A 17,194-nucleotide genomic window follows, 5' to 3' on the forward strand; every position below is an offset into this window, starting at 1 on the left:
CGACGCCATGGATCCAAGCCGCAAAGAGTCCGAGTGGAGGACACGCATCACCGAGGCACGGTGGCCATCATCGGGAGTACTGGTAGCCGAAACCGAGGCGGGGATCGTCGGGTTCGCAGGTTTCGGCTCGTCTCAAGAGCCCCCACCACGAGGATTCACCTGACGTGTGAGCAGGGACAGAAGCCGTTGTCGCTGCTGATCACCGCCGGGCAGCGCGGCGACAGTCCGCAGTTCGAGCCGGTCCTGAACGCGATCGGGGTACCCCGGCCTGGAGTCGGTCGGCCGAGAAGCCGCCCGCTGCGGGTGCGAGGCGATAAGGCGTACTCTTCACGCGCGAATCGCGCCTCCCTGCGCAGACGTGGCATCAGGTGCACGATTCCTGAGCCGGCCGATCAGGTCCGCACCCGCAGGCGCCGCGGGCGTGGCGGTGAACCCTCAGCCTGCCGTCGCGCGGATGCCCCAGCAGCAAAGGACGGCCTTGCGGTCATTACGGAGGAAGGGCACATTTCCTGGTATTGGCACGGCGCGGTGTGTATGGGGTTGCACCTTCCGTAGCGGCATGTGATCCGGTGGACTTACGTCCCGATGCCTTGAGGAAGGTCCCTGCTCATGCATTCGTCTTTCATGCCACCCCGCCAGGTCAAGATCGGTGACGCGGCGGCCTTCGTCGGCAGCACGCCACGGGCGATTCGCCATTACCACGAGATCGGCCTGCTCCCCGAGCCCGAGCGGGGCGGCGATGACCGCCGCCGCTACGGGTACGAGGACATGATCCGCCTGCTGTGGATTCGCAAGATGGCCGATGCCGGGATCGCCCTGCACGACATCCGTGACGCCTTTACCACCGGCACGGCTTCCGCCGGTGCGGACAGCGGAGACGGTATCGCGGGCATCCTGGAGCGGTTGGAGGAAACCCTCGCCGAGCAGGAGGCGGAATTGCGGCGGCAACGGACCGCCGTGCAGCGGATGCGCACCGAAGGCAGCCGGATGGGCCTGCTCTCCGGCTTCGTCACCGAACGCCTCAAGAGCCTGCCCGAGGGCTCCCTGCGCCAGGCGGACCTGGACAGTCTGCTGGTCACTGAGCGGATCTTCGGCCCCCTCGGCGCAGCCGTCCAGGCCACCCGCTTCGTCGCCCTGGCCACGCATCCCACTCTGCGGGAGGATTCCGACCGCATCGATGACGCCGAGGAGGCACTTGATGACAGTGTCGCCGTCGATGATCCACGGGTGGCTCAAGTGGCCTTCGAGCGGCACGCCTTCGAAAGCGCCCTGCAGGCCGTCATCGAGGAGTCCGGCCTGGGTAAGGACGACGATGCCCTCTTTGACGCCTGGGACACTTTGCACCCTGCCACCGCCGATGACGACGAGGACGAGGCCGACCTCGGCTCTGGCAGGCGGGAGGCTGATTCCATGAGCGTGTTCGAAGCCACCGGCAAGATGCCCTACGGCTTCTCTCCGGCCCGTCTGCGCTGTATGAAACTGGCGGAAGAACTATCCGCCCAAGACTCACCCTGAACCGCCCCGGGTTCGGTAGAGATCTCAGATTGTGGTTGTGACCTGGGGTTTCGTGGATTCCATGTAGTAGTTGGCTTCGTACTCGACGGGCGGGACGTGGCCTATCTCACCGTGGAGTCTGCGGTGGTTGTACCAGTCGGTCCACTCTGCGGTGGCCAACTCGACCTGGGCGAGCGATTTCCAGGGCCGCCGGGGCTTGATCAGCTCGGTCTTGAACAGGCCGATCGTGCTCTCCATCAGGGCATTGTCGTAGGCGTCACCGACCGATCCGATCGAGGCGGCGATGCCGGCGGTGTCCAGATGCTCGGCGAGCCGGAAACTCGTGTACTGCGATCCGGCATCCGAGTGGTGGATCAACTCGCCTGGCCGCACCGGATGTTGGTCTCGGTCACGTTGCCACACGGCCATCTCCAGGGCGTCCAGGACGAAGACCGTCTCCTTCGCGGTGGCTGCGGACCAGCCCACGATCCGGCGGGAGAAGGTGTCCACGACGAAGGCGACGTGGACGACACCGGACCAGGTCTTGACGTGGGTGAAGTCCGCGACCCAGCAGCGGTTCGGGGCAGCGGCGACGAAGTCGCGGTCCAGCAGATCCGGCGCCCGTTCGGACTGGCCGCCGGGCAGCGTGGTGATCACACGTCTGCCGCGGACCGCTCCGGCGATGCCGAGCTCGCGCATCAGGCGCTCGACGGTGCAGCGGGCCACGCGGTGGCCCTGCCGGTTCAGCTCACGCCAGATCTTCCTCGCCCCGTAGACACGGTAGTTGGAGTCGTGGACGTGCTGGATCAGTTCCTTCAGCTCGCCGTCCCGCACGGTCCTGGCGGACGGCACGGTCCGGCGCTTGTGGTGGGCGTAGTAGGTGGAGGGGGCGATCTTGCAGTCGTGTGCGCTCAGCACACGGCAGATCGGCTCGACGCCGCCGAAGCGGTCCCGGTGCTCGTCGATGAACGCTACGAGCGTGTGTGTGGCCGGTCGAGCTCGGCCGCGAAGAAAGACGCCGCGGCCTTCAGGATCCCGTTGGCCCGCTTCAGCTCGGCGACTTCCTTCTTCAGAGCCTTGACCTGGGCGGCCTCCTCCGTCGTGGTCCCCGGACGGGTCCCCGCGTCGATCTCGTGCTGCTTCACCCAGTTCCGCAGCGTCTCGCGGGAGCCGATGTCCAGCTTCTCGACCACCGCCTGCAAGGCGGCGGTCTCGTTCGGGTGGTCGTCGCGCACCTCGGCGACCATGCGCACCGCACGTCGGCGGAGCTCAAGCGGGTAACGGGAAGGTCGTGCCATGACTCGATCCTTTCATGAAATCGAGTCTCCACTTCACCCGGGGCGGTTCACCCGCTACCTAAAACAGAAAGTGAACGTCGAGCGGTGCGCTCGACGGACCACTGGTTCTCCACGATGGGGGTGGTCCTCCTCGAAGACCTGCCGTTCAAGCCGAGTACGTCGGCCAGGGCGGCTTTCCTGCGCGGCCGACTCGGCGTCCGTGCCCGCCAGCCAGAACTGCCGTACCGTCTTGCCGTCCGCCGAGACGGGAGTGGCCACCTGTGCGACCAGCCGGCGCCCGCCGGACGGCGAGGAGACGCAGATCAAGGCGAACACCGGCATGGTGATGTGGTAATCCAGCCGATGGCTGAACTCCCCGGCCAGATCCTCAGGCACCCCTTCGGAGCCCGGCGAAGAAGACCAGCCGAGCCGCCGGCCGTCCCGGGTGATGCGATAGGGCTTCACCACCTTGTCCACGTGGCCCATCGAGTCCGCGTGAACGAAGGGGAAGCGGGCCTTGTCCCGGAAGCTCTCGGTCAGCAGCCGCATACCGCAGTTCGGTGTGTACGGCTCGCATGCGCCGAGCCGCCAGCTGTCATCGACGTACTCGGGCAGCCGTGGCAGAGGCAGGAACGGATCGCCCAGACAGCTCCGCACCAGACCGTAGGCGACCTCGGCGGGATAGGTGCGCAGTGCCGTGTGCACCCTGCCCCGGCCTGGCGGGAGCGAGGGAATGCACGTGCACCGCCCGCTGCCCGTTTCGAACAGCCAACCGTGGTATGGGCATTCCAGTGCTCCGTCGCGTAGCTGCCCGAGTCGCAGCGCCACGTCTCGGTGCGGGCAGAAGCCCTGCGCGACGGTGACGGAGCCCTCGTTCCCGTAGACCACGAGTTCCTCGCCGAGGATGCTGCCACTCGCGACGCCGTTCTTCAGGTCGGGGACCCGGGCGACCAGGAACCACATGTGCCGCAGCATCTCGTATTCGACCGGATCCATCGTCACACCCCTGTTTCTGATGACTCGACACGTCGGCATGCACCAGGCGTCAGCCGACGAGCATCTGAGAAGTGGAGAGTTCGCCCACCATGGGAATCATTGAGATGCACCGCGATCTGTTGAGCCGGCTGCTGCCTGAGGACACGGTGGACCAACTCACCGTCCATGAAGGTCAGTTTCACCATGTAGTGATCGGCTCGGACCGGGTGGTGTGCCTTGCCCGCACCCAGGCGGCTGCCGATCGGCTGGCCGGCAGGGCGGCCATGCTGCGCGCCCTGGCCAGGATCGACCTCGGATTCCGCACCCCCCAGCCGCTCTCCGAGGAGGGCGAGCAAGGCACGGACGAATCGCCGTACCTGGTGCTGAGCCGGATCCCTGGAGCGCCGTTGGAGGAGGATGTGCTCGGCAGCCCCGAGGTGGCGGAGGCGGTTGCCCGGCAGTACGTGACCTTGCTGTCCGGGCTCGCGGCGGCGGGTAACGAGGAGAAGATGCGCGCCGCGCTGCCGGAGGCGCCTGCGGGCGAGTGGCAGGAGTTCGCCATGGGGGTACGTGCCGAACTGTTTCCGCTGATGTCCGCCGGCGGCCGGGAGCGTGCCGAGCGCGAGCTCGTCGCGCTCGACGCCCTGCCTCATCTCACCACCGCCATGGTCCACGGTGACCTCGGTGGCGAGAACGTTCTGTGGGAGACAGTGGACAGCGTGCCGCGTTTGAGCGGCGTCGTCGACTGGGACGAGGTCGGCATCGGCGACCCAGCCGAGGACCTGGCCGCCATCGGGGCAAGCTACGGCGAGGAACTGCTGGGCCGGGTGCTCGCGCTCGGCGGCTGGGCCGACAACGGAACGGCCGAGCGAATCTCGGCGATCCGCGGCACCTTCGCCCTCCAGCAGGCTCTCTACGCGCAGCGCGACGGCGACGAGGAGGAGCTCGCCGACGGCCTCAGCGACTATCGGTAGGGGCCGCCGGGGCGGGCACTGCTCCGGCCGGAGGGTCAGGCGCATGCCTGGCCCTCCCCCGCCGTCACCTGCCGCTCCCACCAGCGCCTTGCTGGTCAGCCTGACGTCCCGGACGGAGTCGAGGTGGTGAAACTGTAGCGGCCGAGCAGGTTCCCTCGGCGGGTACGCGTTCTTCCGCCCTGCCAAGGCTGAGCGTAGGGAAGATCGAGCGAAGGACATGCCGTCCCCAGCCAGGCGCGGAGTGCGGGGCACGAGGCGATCGGGGATACCGGGTGTGCTCACCGGGTCAACGCGAGCAGTTCATCGATCACCGGTCCCTCACCGCCGGCACCGAGGTGGGCGATGGCCGCAAACGGCGCGATCGCCTGGCTCCAGGCGTGGAGCCGGTCGCCGTCGAGCCCGCACGCCGCCGACACGCGCGCGCAACGGGTCTCGACGCCCTCCAGTCCGGCGCCGGCCACGACGTAGTCCACGGCGTCGAAGCACGGATCACCGATACAGGCTTTCGGGTCGATGGCCATGAGCCCGCGCTTCGGGCCGCCGTCGAGCACGTTGCCCAGGTGCAGGTCGCCGTGGAGCAGTACGGTCGTCGCTTCCGTGTCCAGCAGCCGCTTGCACCGCTGGAGGGCCCTGTCCCACACGGTGACGTCCATCCGTGCGCTGATCGCAGGTTCGGACAGCCGCCTGCCGACCCGGGCGAAGGCCTCCTCGCACCGTTCACGCAGCACACGCGTCGGCAGCGGAGGCGGAGCGACCCCGTGCAGGGCGGCGAGCAGCTCCGACCACCGTTCCGGAAGCGAGGCTGCGGGCATGTCCTCCGCCGGCGTTCCGGGCACGATCTCCTCCAGCACCATTGCGCCCGCCTCCTCGTCGACGGCCAGCACAGAGGGCACCCGGCCCGAGGGGGCGAACCATCCCAGCATTCCGGCCTGTTCGGCCATAAGGGCCTGCTCCGGGCTGATCTTCAGCACCGCAGGCGTGCCGTCGGGCCAACGGCACCGCAACGTGACCGACGAAGCACCGTCCGGGAGGGACTCGCCGAGCGAAAGTCCCCACTGGGAGGTCAGCCGGGCAATGAGATCCGGCGCGTCGGCGCACCAGTCGGCAACCTGGGGACCGAATCGACGTACCAACCGAGCAGTGACGCTCTCCACATCCACCAGCAGTCGTTTCACGCGGGTCAGTCTGCCGCTCGTGCGATTTTCGTCCACCGCTTTTCCACCACGCGCTGCGAACGCGAGCCGACGAGCGAATCGACCAGAGCAGTCACCGGCCTCCGACGAGAGCTGCTCAGCTTTCCCTGGGGCGGATCACCTGGGCCCGACCATGAGGAACCATGTTGCACAACGGTGCGGAACCCTTCGGAAGCCGCTCCCGCACATGGCCGGACCAGTTCGATGCGGGCTGACGGTACGGGGTCCACCGGCTGGGGCTGATCCACCACCGGTGTTCGGCTTTTCACTCCGGCCCCGGTACCTCCGAACCAGTGCTCTGGCCCGGGAACACAGTCGCGCCTCCCCTGCCAGGAGCTCCCGCTCCGGCAGCCTGCGCCCATGACCGAAATCTTCGAGCACGCCCCGCAGATCTGGAACGCCGCGCAACTCCGCGACGCGCTGAAGGACCTCCCCGACGACGCGCCCATCCACATCGGTGTGGCGGAAGACCCCGGTGACTTCGACGGGTACCGCGAGGGTGTCCTCGTGGACGCCCACCGGGTCGAGAACTGGTGGCCGGCCACCGCCACCGAACCGGAACGCACCGAGACCGAGAAAGCGCTGACGCTGTTCGTCGACTGGGAACCGGGCGCCTACGACCGCCTCGACTGAGAAGGAGATGACCTGACAGTGTGTCACCCCAGCCGGGATCAGCTTCGTGATCCCGGTGACTGCGATGTTCACCGGCCACTACAAGTCCAGCGAGTGCAGCTACTTCCTCCAGCAGACCGCCGACGCCATCCGGGTGACGGGAGAGGATGTCACGCCGGCACAGTTGTCAGGAGTTGTGGGTCAGGTGATGCGTGAAGGTGGGGGTGTCTCACTGAGCCTTGATGAAAGCCTTGTGCTCGAGCCCGGCATGCCGGGCTCGGAAGGACTTGCCGACGGGATACCGGGCTTCAGGGGTCCGACGGCGATGTCTCATATGCTCAGCTCATGAGGGAGCCTCGTCCGGTCGAGCTGTCCGGGGCGTTTGTTCCCAGGCACGATGCTCGTTGGCGCGTTGATCGTTGGTACGGGCGGTTCCGGTTGCGTTTTCCTCAAGTGTCGCCGTGGGCCGACCCATACACGACGTTCATTCGAGTACATCCGGATGGCGGTCATTGGTCGAGAAGACGCTCGCAGAGCCGGACGGCGCGGTCCCCGTGCCGTCGGTCTCGACCCGGTTCCACGGATCGTCGTCCTCACCACCTTCGACGAAGACGAGTTCGTCTACGCGGCCCTGCGCACCGGCTGCAGTGGCTTCCTGCTGAAGGACGTGGCGCCCGAGCAGCTGATCAGCGCCGTCAACGCGGCCCTCTTCGCCGACCTCCTGGTCGCCCCGGCCCACATCCGCCGCCTCATCCAGAAGCACGCCGTCCAGGATCAACAGCCCCAGCAGGCGGTCCGGCCCGGGGCCGACGCGACGAGCCTGCTCACCGGACGCGAGATCGAGGTGCTCGGCCTGATCGCCCAGGGCCTGGCGAATGAGGGGATCGCCGAGCGCCTGTGCGTCAGCGATTCCCCCCTCAAGACCCACCTCCACCGGCTGATGGCCAAGCTGAACCTCCGCAGCCGCGCCCAGGCGGTGGTGTTCGCGTACGAGCCGGGCATCGCGCGAGTCGGAGAAGGCCCCGCGCTGCCGGGCAAGCTGGACAGATCGGGCGGACCGGGCGGCTCAGGGGTGTGACACCGCCGTACAACGGTGGCGGCTCAGTCATGTCGGCGGGGGCAGCGATGTCGAGGGGTACGCCGTCGATGCGGGTGGGCAGTGACGGGGAGGGCTTCAAGCGCTGGGCATCGCGCAGGTGGAGAAAGTAGAAGGTGTCGTCATCGCCGGAGAAGCGGCTGCCCGGGAAGCCGACGTCCAGGTCCGGTGGGAAGCTGCGCAGAACCACTCTCTCGCCGGGGACGAGCCAGTGGGCGAGGGCGAGCGGCGCCTCGGGCCCTCAGTGGGCTCGGCCTGCTCCGGGTATGGGGTGCTGACGGCGTTCATGGGCGTACCCTCCCGTGATAACTTCCCAAGAGAATTCACTACATGAAGGAAACTTCTTCTCTTGAGAAGAGACCAAGGAGTGGAGGAACCCTTGTCAACGCCGTCGATGCGCCCTGATGCGGGCGAGGTCTACCGCCAGTACCTCAGCGCGGTGCTGCTGCACGGCCACGCGAGCGCCCATGCCTGCAACCTCGGCGCCACGGATCTGTATGCGCTGAACATCCTTCATCTGGTGGGTGCGATGACGCCGGGCGAGCTGGCGGCGCGCACCGGCCTGACGACCGGGCCGACCACCCGTCTGGTCGACCGCCTGGAGCAGGCGGGCTACGTGCGCCGTGTGCCCGATTCCAGCGACCGGCGCAAGGTGAGCGTCGAGCCGGTCGGCGAACCCGTCGAGCTCGACCGCGTCATGGCGCCCGCCCGGGAGAAGATCGGTCAGATCTTCGGCAGTTACGCGCCGGAGCAGCTCGATGTCCTCTTCGACTACTTCGCCCGTGCCGCCACGGCGTACCAGGAAGCCGCCGAGCAGTTGCGCGATCAGTGACGTCGAGGGTCGACCGTCACCGACCCCGGCTCTCGCGCCCACGGAGAAGGCGGCGGCAAGAGGGGTGGGGGTGGGGGCCGAAGTCCAGGGAGAACTCTTCGTGGGCCGCGCCGAGTTCGGCCTTCAGCTGCTCGCGCACCTGCTCTCAGGAGCACCGTTGTGGGGGATACGCGCAGGGCTGGGCGACGAGGGGCCGGTGGTATCGGGTGTAGGTCTCGAAGACCTCGGTGGCCTTGAAGCCGAGCCGGGTCAGCACAGCGCCGCTCTTGTCGTTTCCGTGGGTAACGCCCGCGAACATGTCGGTGGCACCCAGCGCAGTGGCTCCGTACTCGATCAGCACACGGCAGGCTGCTGTGGCGTATCCATGTCCCGTTGCCTCGCGGTCGAGCCAGTATCCGAAGCCGTACCAGGGCGGGTTGACAGCCACAAGGTCAACGCGGCCGATGAGGGCGCCATGCAGGAAGATGCCGCAACGGAGGGACGGATTGGGGTCGTTGAGCAGCTCGGCATGTACTGTCTCGTAGTCCGATGCGACCAGCTCCTGGTAGTCGCCGTGCTGAGTGAGGTGTTCGTGGTTTCGGCCGATGAGCGCGTAATACTCATCGGCTTGCTCCGCAGTGAGCACACGTAACGTCAATCCGGCGATGCCGGTTTCGAGTTCGGGAAAGACGCGCTTGTCGTGATGACTGTCGGCCATGCCGGCTGACCCTATGACGGCGGCTGAGCCCCTGCCATGCCTTTTGTTGGCGCGAAACGACTGAACGTTGGTCAGCCGTCCATGATCAGGCCGATGCCAGTGGGGCAGTCGTCGGCCAGGTCCGGACGGTACAGGATCCGGGAGTCAGACGACGTCATCTCGTTTGGCTCGTCACGCCCAGCACAGCGAGCCAAATCACCAAAGGAAGCGATTTCTCAGCAGCCTCCGGGCGAGCAGCGCGGGAACGAAGGTGAGCAGGAACCCCAGGAGGATCGACGGGGTCAGGAACTCGGTCGACGCCGAGCCGCCCTGACCCCGCCCGGCCGGCAGGGCGATGCGGATGAGGAGAGGGGCCCACCGGGCCGGCCACCGTCGGGACAGTGCTTTCTGCGGTTGGTCCGCCTGGTCACACCTCTCCGGGATCGTGCGGCGCCCGGCCCGCTCAGGGACACCCGGCCCCGCTCCCGCTGCCACTCACCGGGCGGAGGGGCCGCCTCAGCCGTCGGCGAGGAGGCGGAGGACCGTTCCGCGCGGGAGGAGGCGGGTGGCTACGGCGAAGAGCGTGTTCGCGCGGCCGGAGACGACGGCGGGGCGGCGGCGTTCGCGCAGGGCGGTGACCGCGGTGGCGGCGACTGTTTCCGGTGACTGGACCAGGGCGGACGGGGTGTCCGCGTGCAGGCCGGGGCGAGTGGCGGTGGGGCCGGGGCAGAGCGCCAGTACGTAGACGCCGCGCCCCTTCTGCTCGTACCACAGGGCCTCGGAGAAAGACGTGGCGAACGCTTTGGTGGCGCTGTAGACCGCCCGGTCGGGCTTGGGCACGAAGGCGAGGGTCGAGGAGACGTTGACGAGAGCGGCTCCTGGCCGGGCGGTGGCGAGGAAGGCGTGGGAGAGGGCGACGACGGCCTCGCAGTTCAGGCGGATCGCCGCCCGGAGTGCATCGGGATCGGTGTGGTCGAACGGCCCGGAAGGGGCGAGCGCGGCGTTGTTGACGAGGAGGTCGTAGGGTCTGGCGCGCAGTGCGGCAGCGGTGTCGCGCAGACCCGATTGGGTGGCCAGGTCGGCGGTCAAGTAATCGTGAGGGCCGCCGAGTTCACCGATCAGGGACTTGAGGTGGCGTTCGGTGCGGGCGACGGCGGTGATGATGTGGCCCTCGGCGGCGAGGGCCAGTGCAAGGGCGTGGCCCATGCCCCCGGTGGCGCCGGTGATCAAGGCGCGGGTCACTTTTCCGCCTTCGGGGCGGTGTCCGGGGCGTAGAGGAAGGAGAAGCGCTCCATGACGTTGCTGCGCTCGGTGTTGTGGAACGCGCCGATCCGCCAGGCGCCGTCGGTCTCGCGGACCAGGGTGAAGGTCGTCACCTTCGAGAGTTCGTCCGCGTCGGGCTCGTCACCGGTGTAGTCGGCACCGCGGCTGGTGAGGACGGCGACGTCCTTGGTCAGGAAGCGCATGTCGAGATACCTGGCGGCGAGCTTGCTGCCCTTGAGGAAGCCATTGAAGAGCGCGTGGTGGCTCGCGGTGATGTCGGCGCGGCCCTCGTAGTGGCTGCCGATGTAGGTGGTGTACGTGCCGTCCTCGGTGAACTGACGGCCGTACGCCTCCGCGTCACCACGCTCCCAGGCGTCGCTGAGGGCATCGAGGGTGGCGCAGACGGCCTTGCCGTCGCGGCGGTCGGCGTCGGCCGGGATCACCTCGGCACAGGATTCGGCGCCGATGCGCTGCACGTCGGAGGTGACGTCGAGATAGAGATAGGCGCCGGTCGCGCCGAGGACGAGGGCGAGCGTGGAAGCCAGGACGGCGCGCTTGACGATCTTGCGGTTCATGGCGAGGACTCTCCGTTCAGTGGTGGTGGCACGGCGGCAACCGCACCACAATAACTGCTCTCGCGCAGCAACTGCACACATGCATTATCTGCACGAAAGAAGAGATCGAGCAAGGGGATCATGCTGCCGATGACGGAACGGGACGAACGGCGGGCGGTTTTCCGCGCCTGCATCGACGCCGTGCGGTTGCACGCCATGACGGAGTCCGAGCGCGAGTACATCCGGGAGAAGTCCCTGGAGGGCCAGGCGTCCGCCCGCGAGCGCGGCCGACACGGCGGGCGCCCCGCGGTCGTCGACGACGACATGGCCGACTGCTCCCGCAGTCTGCGGGCCAACGGCGTGCCCGTACCGCAGATCGCCCGGAGGCCGGTCATCACCTCGGGCAAGAACAAGGGCCGGCGTCCCCCGGTGGCCACCGTCCACCGCACCAGCGAGGCGGCGCTCGACCCGCTGCCCATCGACCCCGTCGCGCCGCCCGGTGCACGCCCACCGTCACCCCGACCACCCGTAGGACACGGCCAGTTCGGGCCTGGACGCGGTACGCCTCCCCGGTGCGACCGCCGCCGGGCCCGCCCCCAAGGAGCACGCAGCGGGCTTGCATGCCCGACTGGCACTGCTCAGGGAACGGATCTCCCGCATGTACGAAGAGCGGAGGCTGCTACTCGAAGGCGCCGCCCACCCGGTCGCGCTGACCCGCTGCAGCAGTCCGCCCCTCGGCGAACACAACATGGCCACGGCGCTCCCCGCCGCCGCTCTCGCTACGCGGGCGGGCATGACGGCCGCCATCATCGCCGAAGTGCGGGAGCAGACCGACCAGCAGCTGGGGGCGGCCCGCTGCCCACAGCTGCCAGAGGGAGGACATGCACCGGGAACGGCCACTACCCGGACGGCCTGCCCGGCATCGGCACCGTCGTGCCCGTGGGCCCGCATCAGCCGACCGCCACCACCACCGCGAGGCCCGCCGCCTGCGCGCCTCTCGCGACCGGGCGGCGCACGGCGTCCGGGGCAAGCCGCATGGCCTGCCAGTGGCAAGCAGTCGTCGATCCGGCTTGCCACTGGCAGACCGCACACCGCACAGATCATGTGGGGGCCATCGGACCCGTCCAGGCCGCCGCAGGCGCCGCCGCGCTTCTCCGGGAGCAGCACGACGCCACGGGTGTCTCGCGGTGCGATGACGACCCCACCGGGCGCGGCCCCGGCCAGGGCGTGGACCAGCGCCTGGATGCTGCGGCCATCGCCTGGATGCTGCGGGCCATTACCTGGATGCCGCGGGCCGCCGCCTCGTCCGGATCGATCTCGTCCCCCGCCTTCACGACGGCCGCCCGGGCTCCGGCTCCCCGGCGAACGTCCACGGTTCCATGAGCACCGGAAGCCGAAACCCGTTGCCGTACTACTGATGGGCCCGGGTCGGCAGGACGACCTGGGACAACGGGGCGGTCAGCTCGACGCCGCGGCCCCCACCCGTACGGAAATGAACAAATGCCTTCCGCTTGGGAAGAGGCATCGTCGCAGCCCGCCAGCGGCCGGCCGACGTGTTCTACGGCGAATCGGGGTACCGCGCGATCACACCCCGCCCTGCTCGCCCAGCAGCTTCTTCGTGTACGCCTCCAGCATGTCGTCCTCGTCCTCGGGGAGTCCCAGGGCCCGGGCCGCGGCGGGGAAGTCCCAGTCGGTGAACCGCTCTTGGACATCGACCCGGCCGAACGCGTTGTCCCGCTCGAAGTCGACGAGGACGCCGCCGTCGTACGACGCCGCACGGGCGGAGCAGTCGTTGTGGCCGAAGTAGAAGGTGCCGGGGCACCGGATGCCGTCCAGTGCCAGAACCTCGCCCGCGGTGGCACCATCGGCGCACTCGATCTCCCGCCCGGCGACCACGGAATAACCTGCCCGGCCCACCAGGGCCCCCGTGACCCGCAGCCTGCCCAGGACGAACAGCATCGCCTGTTCCTCCAGCACGAGGTCCCCGTCGACGTGCACGTCGGCCGCGATCACATGGATCGTGTTCTCCGGCACTACGGTGCGCCCCGCGAGTTCCTGTTCGTCCGCCGGCGGATACGCCTCCGCCAGGACCCGCAGCGCCGCCCACCGGTACTGGTCGGGGCCGTCGAGCCAGTCCCACGACGTTTCGCTGTCCAGCCGGTCGGGCGGCTGCCGCATTCTCCGGTCGAGCTCGTCGACCGTGACGCCGTACATGTCGGCGTCCCGGGCGAACAGTGCGTCCCTGACGAGTGCGCCCCTGACCCGGGCGTACGCGTCCCCGATCCGTTCGGCCGCGAGGGAGAAGGCGGCCGAGGATTGTAGAAGAGTGTATGAGGAGTGGACCATCCGTGGACCCTATCCACGGAGCGCGGCGAAAGCACCGGTGGGTCACCTGGCAAAAACGGACCACTTGCACCGTCCCGACGGACCGTCACAAAGGCTTCCGTGCCGAGTCCTCCCCCTGCTCATGACGACCGCGCCCCGGGCCCGCCCGGTGGGAAGCGTACGGCGCCGGCACAGGCCGGCGCGGCGCTCGGGCCGGCCGGTCGGTCGGCCGCACGGCATCGTCCTGGGGACGACACCTGCCCTGCCCCTGTGGTTGCGGGTTCGGCGGGGCGGCTGCGCCCGGGGGTGACGGGCCGGTGCGACCGGCCCTCCGCGTGCGCCCTTCGGCCCGGGGTACGTGGCTGGAGGGGGCGCGTGTATACCGAGAAAGCGCGAAGAGTTCGTGTTCAAGCATTGAAGACCGCTTTTGTCGGTCGAGGACGGGCGATCATCAGTGGCATGAAAAGGACTCTCACTGTCGTTTCCGCCGCCTTGGTCGCCCTGGCCCTGGCCTCGCCCGCCGAGGCGGCTCCCCAGGACACCCCGGCACGGATGTGCTCGCTGGGCACGGTCGATCTCAACCACCCCCCGCTCGGCTTCTCCGTCGACGCGGTCCACGAGGCGGCGCGGCGGCTGGGGCTGAACGATCCCGAGGCTCTCGGCCTGGGCTGCGAGCAGGAAGAGCGCACCGATCCGTACTCCGAGGTCCAGCCCTACCCGAATCGCGGACCGGTCGTGCTCCGCTCCAAGGAACCGGGGAAGGGCTCGACCCAGCTGTACTGCACCGACTCGGTCGCCGTCTTCGGCAAGATCCTGGAGACCGTGCCGGTGGAGACGCTCGTGGTGATCGGGACGGGGTGCACCGTGGAAGTCAACCCGATCGTCATCTAGGTCTCCTCGATCAAGTGACTCGTTGATCTGGGCATGCTCAGCAGGGGGATCTCGCGGACAGCGAGCGGGCGGTGCTGGAGCCAGTACCGCCCAAGGGCAACAACCGGTGCGGCCGGTGGCGGGATCACCGCCAGTTGATCAGTGGGATCATTCATCGACTCGGTACCGGCCGTCAGTGGCGCAAGCTGCCCGAACACTTCGGTCCGTGGCAGACCGTTCATGAGCGCCATCAGTTGTGGTCAGCCAACGGTACATGGGAGAGGCTGCTCCAGCATGTGCAGGCCGTTGCCGACGCCGAGGGCGATGTCGACGACTCCACCTCCATCCGTGCCCATCAGCACACCGCCGACGCCCCGCAAGCCCCGCCTCCGACACCGTCCACGGCCTCAAAGAGGGTCGTACAAAGCTCAGTTCACCTGCGTGCGCACATGCGCGCCTGAACCTGCTCCTGGAGGAGGCGGGGCGGGAAGCGAAGCCCTCGGTCGCTCCCGCGGCGGGCTGACCACCAGGGTGCACCTGCGCGCGGACGGGAAGTGCCGCCCGCCGCAAGCGCGGGTCACGTGGCGGGCGGCCTGCGGGGTTCGACAAGGCCCGCCACCGGGCACGGAACTCGGTGGAACGGGCGATCAACAAGGTGAAGCAGTTCAGAGCGGTCGCGATGCGCTACGACAAGCGCGCCCACGTTCACCTCGGCACCCTCACAGCCGCCGCACTCCTCATCTGGCTCCGCTCCTGACAGGCGCTCATGGAACGGAAGCATCACCAGTGACAACTCGGAGTTCGTGTTCAGGATTCCCGGTCGCGCTGTGACATTCCCCCAACGCTCCACGCCTTCCCGTCACGGCTGCCACCTGCGCATACTCCAGGACCGCCGCGCCTTGAACCGTTGACGGGCGATGGCCGACCGGATGGAGCTGATGGAAAAGATGACGTCGTGCACGGTCTCTGCGGCAGCCGCCGGCACGTGGATGCTCGGTGACCTCAAGGTCAACCGGATGGGTTCCGGCGCCATGCGCCTGACCGGCAGTGCCGCGTTCCACCAGGGCATCCCCAGCGACCGCAGCCAGGCGATCAACGTCCTGCGCCGCGCGGTCGAGGTCGGCGTCAACCGCATCGACACCGCGGCGTTCTACTTTCCCGGCTGCGCTCCGCCAACGAACTCATCAACACGGCGCTGGCGCCCTGTCCGGACGATATCGTCATCGCCACCAAGGTCGGCCCGGTCAGGGATGCCGGCGGTGAGTGGGCCACCCCGGCGCGGCCCGACCAGCTGCGCGGCCAGGTCGAGGAAAATCTGCGCCAACTCGGCCGCGACCACCTCGACCTGGTCAACCTCCGCCTCATGGACCAGGGCTCCATCGGCGACCACTTCGGGGCCCTCGCCGAACTGCGCGACGCGGGGCTCGTTCGCCATCTCGGCATCTCCGGCGCCCGCCCAGAACACCTGGACCAGGCCCTGGAGATCGCACCGGTGGTCTGCGTCCAGAACCGCTACGGCATCGACGCACCCGGCGGGGACGAGATGCTCCGGGCGTGTGCGGAACACGGAATCGCATTCGTGCCCTTCTTCTCCATCGCCGGGGAGGGGCGCGAGGCCGGAGCCGTCCGGACCGAGCACGACCAGGTCCACGCCGTGGCCCGCGCGCACGACGTCTCACCTGCACAGGTCCGCCTGGCGTGGATCCTGCAGCAAGGCGCCCATGTGCTGGCCATCCCCGGGACGGGCAACCCGGAACACCTCGTCGACAACGTGGCAGCGGGGGCCCTCCGACTGACGCAGGAGGAATTCCAGGTACTCGATGCGATCGGCCGCTCCGCATCCTGATGCCGGCCAAATCACCGGTACTTGAGCAAGCCCCGGAAACCGAACATGATCGAGGAGGCTCCCAGTAGGGCTTTGTTACGTGTCCGGGCAGACTGCGATGGTGGTGGTTTCCTGCCGATGTGGGGGTGGATGGGCTCGCGGCGTGTCGTGGTCGGCTGGAGGAGTTTGCCAGGCCAGGGAGGTGTTCGCGCCGCTGGCGCGTGCGAATCAGCGGGGGAAGGCCCGCCGCCGCGTTCGCCGACACCTGCCTCGGCCTGGCGGCCCCGGTGACGCAGGGCCTCGTGAGGCACCCCGGGCTCCCCCGCCACGCGGCGGATCATGGGCTTCGGTCCGGTGGTCCGGCGGTCCGGCACATCCGGACCGCACGCCCACGCAACTCCGGCGGGCGCTTCCTCCGCGCAGGCCTCCTTTGGGCTCCCCTCATGAGACCCAGCCGGTCTTCTGCCGCCCATCCCCCGCGCCTCGGGAAACCTCGGTGTCCGCCGGAGGGATGTCCTGGGAGTGGGGGCGCTGTCGTCTCAGCGTGTGGTGTCGAACGTGGCTCTGCCCTGTTCGGTCAGGAGGTCGAGTATCGCTCTGCGTACGTGGTGAGCCATGTCGACGTCGCGGTCGAACAGCCATTGCGCCTGCAGGCCGTCCATCAGGGCGGTCAGGCGCACTGCGGCCTCGTCGGGATCCACGTCATGGCGTACGTGGCCGGCGTCGCGGGCCTTGCATATCGCGTGGGCGGTGCCCTGCCGGATGCGGGCGTAGCGCCGGGCGAAGTACGGGTGGGCGGGGTGGTCCGGGTCGGAGGCCTCCGCGGAGAGGCGCACGAACAGTGCGATGAGAACGGGCGAGAGCTCGTTGTGGCCCGCCAGGTCGACCATTCCACGCAGGATGCCCAGGCCGCCCGGAGTTCGTGTGTAGGGCTGGAAGCGGTCGCGGTCCAGACGGTCCCGGTCCTCCAGGACGGCCTGGAGCAGCGACTCCTTGTCGGGGAAGTAGCGCAGCAGTCCGGCCCGGGAGATCTCGCAGGCGGCGGCCAGTTCGACGATCGTCACCGATGTGAAGCCGTGCTGCGCGAAGTGCTCGGCGGCGGTGTGGATGATCGCGGCGCGCCGGGCGCGGCCCTTGGCGTAGCCGCCCTGCTGCCCGGCTCCGGACCGACGGGGGGCGGGCGGGGACAGTGGCGCCTGAGCTGACGGTGGCATGGAGGAACGGTATC

General features: G+C 68.6%; 16 protein-coding genes and 3 pseudogenes. 11 read left to right on the plus strand and 8 right to left on the minus strand.

Annotation, left to right across the window (positions count from 1 at the left end):
- Positions 1–144 precede the first annotated feature (144 nt).
- Positions 145–465: pseudogene (locus OCT49_RS35730) on the plus strand (transposase); the annotation flags it as partial.
- Positions 466–609: 144 nt separating this feature from the next.
- Positions 610–1,515, plus strand: coding sequence for a MerR family transcriptional regulator (locus tag OCT49_RS35735; protein ID WP_283856324.1), 906 nt, complete (start codon positions 610–612; stop codon positions 1,513–1,515).
- Between the two features lie 24 nt (positions 1,516–1,539).
- Here OCT49_RS35735 and OCT49_RS35740 read toward each other — a convergent pair.
- Both OCT49_RS35740 and OCT49_RS35745 read right to left on the minus strand, forming a co-directional pair.
- A protein-coding gene (locus OCT49_RS35740; RefSeq protein ID WP_283856325.1) for an IS3 family transposase occupies positions 1,540–2,792 on the minus strand; the annotation gives its coding sequence in 2 pieces (ribosomal slippage) (positions 1,540–2,510 and positions 2,510–2,792; 1,254 coding nt in all).
- Positions 2,793–2,846: 54 nt separating this feature from the next.
- Positions 2,847–3,767: a Rieske 2Fe-2S domain-containing protein gene (locus tag OCT49_RS35745; protein ID WP_283856326.1), complete on the minus strand. Its 921-nt coding sequence runs from the start codon at positions 3,765–3,767 to the stop codon at positions 2,847–2,849.
- Between the two features lie 71 nt (positions 3,768–3,838).
- On the opposite strand from OCT49_RS35745, the gene vph reads away from it, so the two are divergent.
- Positions 3,839–4,720 carry a viomycin phosphotransferase gene (gene vph, locus OCT49_RS35750; RefSeq protein WP_283856327.1) on the plus strand — a complete coding sequence of 294 codons (882 nt, stop codon included), beginning with the start codon at positions 3,839–3,841 and terminating at the stop codon, positions 4,718–4,720.
- Positions 4,721–4,998: 278 nt separating this feature from the next.
- On the opposite strand, the gene OCT49_RS35755 is transcribed toward vph, so the two are convergent.
- Positions 4,999–5,874 (minus strand): aminoglycoside phosphotransferase family protein, encoded by an 876-nt coding sequence (locus tag OCT49_RS35755; RefSeq protein ID WP_283856761.1) that lies wholly within the window; start codon positions 5,872–5,874, stop codon positions 4,999–5,001.
- A 399-nt stretch (positions 5,875–6,273) separates the two neighbouring features.
- On the opposite strand from OCT49_RS35755, the gene OCT49_RS35760 reads away from it, so the two are divergent.
- The 4 genes from OCT49_RS35760 to OCT49_RS35775 all read left to right on the plus strand — a co-directional run bounded on the left by OCT49_RS35760 (position 6,274) and on the right by OCT49_RS35775 (position 8,453).
- A complete protein-coding gene (locus tag OCT49_RS35760; RefSeq protein ID WP_283856328.1) occupies positions 6,274–6,546 on the plus strand; it encodes a DUF6225 family protein in 273 nt (90 codons plus the stop codon).
- A 46-nt stretch (positions 6,547–6,592) separates the two neighbouring features.
- Positions 6,593–6,874, plus strand: coding sequence for a hypothetical protein (locus OCT49_RS35765; RefSeq protein ID WP_283856329.1), 282 nt, complete (start codon positions 6,593–6,595; stop codon positions 6,872–6,874).
- A 153-nt stretch (positions 6,875–7,027) separates the two neighbouring features.
- Positions 7,028–7,603: a LuxR C-terminal-related transcriptional regulator gene (locus tag OCT49_RS35770; RefSeq protein ID WP_283856330.1), complete on the plus strand. Its 576-nt coding sequence runs from the start codon at positions 7,028–7,030 to the stop codon at positions 7,601–7,603.
- A 397-nt stretch (positions 7,604–8,000) separates the two neighbouring features.
- Positions 8,001–8,453, plus strand: coding sequence for a MarR family winged helix-turn-helix transcriptional regulator (locus OCT49_RS35775; protein ID WP_349632839.1), 453 nt, complete (start codon positions 8,001–8,003; stop codon positions 8,451–8,453).
- A gap of 145 nt (positions 8,454–8,598) precedes the next feature.
- Here the strand turns inward: OCT49_RS35775 and OCT49_RS35780 are convergent, their stop codons facing one another.
- The 3 genes from OCT49_RS35780 to OCT49_RS35790 all read right to left on the minus strand — a co-directional run bounded on the left by OCT49_RS35780 (position 8,599) and on the right by OCT49_RS35790 (position 10,967).
- Complete coding sequence (locus tag OCT49_RS35780) at positions 8,599–9,150, minus strand: GNAT family N-acetyltransferase (protein WP_283856331.1); 552 nt, start codon at positions 9,148–9,150, stop codon at positions 8,599–8,601.
- A gap of 495 nt (positions 9,151–9,645) precedes the next feature.
- Positions 9,646–10,371, minus strand: a complete 726-nt coding sequence (locus OCT49_RS35785; protein WP_283856332.1) for an SDR family NAD(P)-dependent oxidoreductase — start codon at positions 10,369–10,371, stop codon at positions 9,646–9,648.
- Positions 10,368–10,967 (minus strand): SgcJ/EcaC family oxidoreductase, encoded by a 600-nt coding sequence (locus tag OCT49_RS35790; protein ID WP_283856333.1) that lies wholly within the window; start codon positions 10,965–10,967, stop codon positions 10,368–10,370. The genes OCT49_RS35785 and OCT49_RS35790 overlap by 4 nt, the downstream gene beginning before the upstream one ends.
- A gap of 918 nt (positions 10,968–11,885) precedes the next feature.
- On the opposite strand from OCT49_RS35790, the gene OCT49_RS39950 reads away from it, so the two are divergent.
- Positions 11,886–12,329 carry a hypothetical protein gene (locus OCT49_RS39950; RefSeq protein WP_349632840.1) on the plus strand — a complete coding sequence of 148 codons (444 nt, stop codon included), beginning with the start codon at positions 11,886–11,888 and terminating at the stop codon, positions 12,327–12,329.
- A gap of 201 nt (positions 12,330–12,530) precedes the next feature.
- Here OCT49_RS39950 and OCT49_RS35800 read toward each other — a convergent pair whose 3' ends face one another.
- The gene (locus tag OCT49_RS35800; RefSeq protein ID WP_283856334.1) at positions 12,531–13,292 is read right to left on the minus strand and encodes a hypothetical protein; all 762 of its coding nucleotides are present in this window, start codon (positions 13,290–13,292) and stop codon (positions 12,531–12,533) included.
- Between the two features lie 438 nt (positions 13,293–13,730).
- Between OCT49_RS35800 and OCT49_RS35805 the strand changes: the two genes are divergently transcribed.
- The 3 genes and pseudogenes from OCT49_RS35805 to OCT49_RS35820 all read left to right on the plus strand — a co-directional run bounded on the left by OCT49_RS35805 (position 13,731) and on the right by OCT49_RS35820 (position 15,987).
- A complete protein-coding gene (locus OCT49_RS35805) occupies positions 13,731–14,162 on the plus strand; it encodes a hypothetical protein (protein WP_283856335.1) in 432 nt (143 codons plus the stop codon).
- Positions 14,163–14,233: 71 nt separating this feature from the next.
- Positions 14,234–14,898, plus strand: a pseudogene (locus tag OCT49_RS40235) (transposase).
- Positions 14,899–15,088: 190 nt separating this feature from the next.
- Positions 15,089–15,987: pseudogene (locus tag OCT49_RS35820) on the plus strand (aldo/keto reductase).
- A gap of 518 nt (positions 15,988–16,505) precedes the next feature.
- On the opposite strand, the gene OCT49_RS35825 reads toward OCT49_RS35820, so the two are convergent.
- A complete protein-coding gene (locus tag OCT49_RS35825; protein ID WP_283856337.1) occupies positions 16,506–17,180 on the minus strand; it encodes a TetR/AcrR family transcriptional regulator in 675 nt (224 codons plus the stop codon).
- Positions 17,181–17,194 lie beyond the last annotated feature (14 nt).

It is taken from the genome of Streptomyces sp. ML-6, from assembly GCF_030116705.1.
Classification (GTDB): domain Bacteria; phylum Actinomycetota; class Actinomycetes; order Streptomycetales; family Streptomycetaceae; genus Streptomyces.

What these genes read in the sequence shown, in the direction of transcription:
- OCT49_RS35800 (WP_283856334.1), bottom strand. Translation starts at nt 13,292, where the DNA reads ATGGTCCACTCCTCATACACTCTTCTACAATCCTCGGCCGCCTTCTCC.
- OCT49_RS35805 (WP_283856335.1), top strand. Translation starts at nt 13,731, where the DNA reads ATGAAAAGGACTCTCACTGTCGTTTCCGCCGCCTTGGTCGCCCTGGCC.
- OCT49_RS35825 (WP_283856337.1), bottom strand. Translation starts at nt 17,180, where the DNA reads ATGCCACCGTCAGCTCAGGCGCCACTGTCCCCGCCCGCCCCCCGTCGG.
- OCT49_RS35770 (WP_283856330.1), top strand. Translation starts at nt 7,028, where the DNA reads ATGGCGGTCATTGGTCGAGAAGACGCTCGCAGAGCCGGACGGCGCGGT.
- OCT49_RS35780 (WP_283856331.1), bottom strand. Translation starts at nt 9,150, where the DNA reads ATGGCCGACAGTCATCACGACAAGCGCGTCTTTCCCGAACTCGAAACC.
- OCT49_RS35745 (WP_283856326.1), bottom strand. Translation starts at nt 3,767, where the DNA reads ATGGATCCGGTCGAATACGAGATGCTGCGGCACATGTGGTTCCTGGTC.
- OCT49_RS35760 (WP_283856328.1), top strand. Translation starts at nt 6,274, where the DNA reads ATGACCGAAATCTTCGAGCACGCCCCGCAGATCTGGAACGCCGCGCAA.
- OCT49_RS35790 (WP_283856333.1), bottom strand. Translation starts at nt 10,967, where the DNA reads ATGAACCGCAAGATCGTCAAGCGCGCCGTCCTGGCTTCCACGCTCGCC.
- OCT49_RS35735 (WP_283856324.1), top strand. Translation starts at nt 610, where the DNA reads ATGCATTCGTCTTTCATGCCACCCCGCCAGGTCAAGATCGGTGACGCG.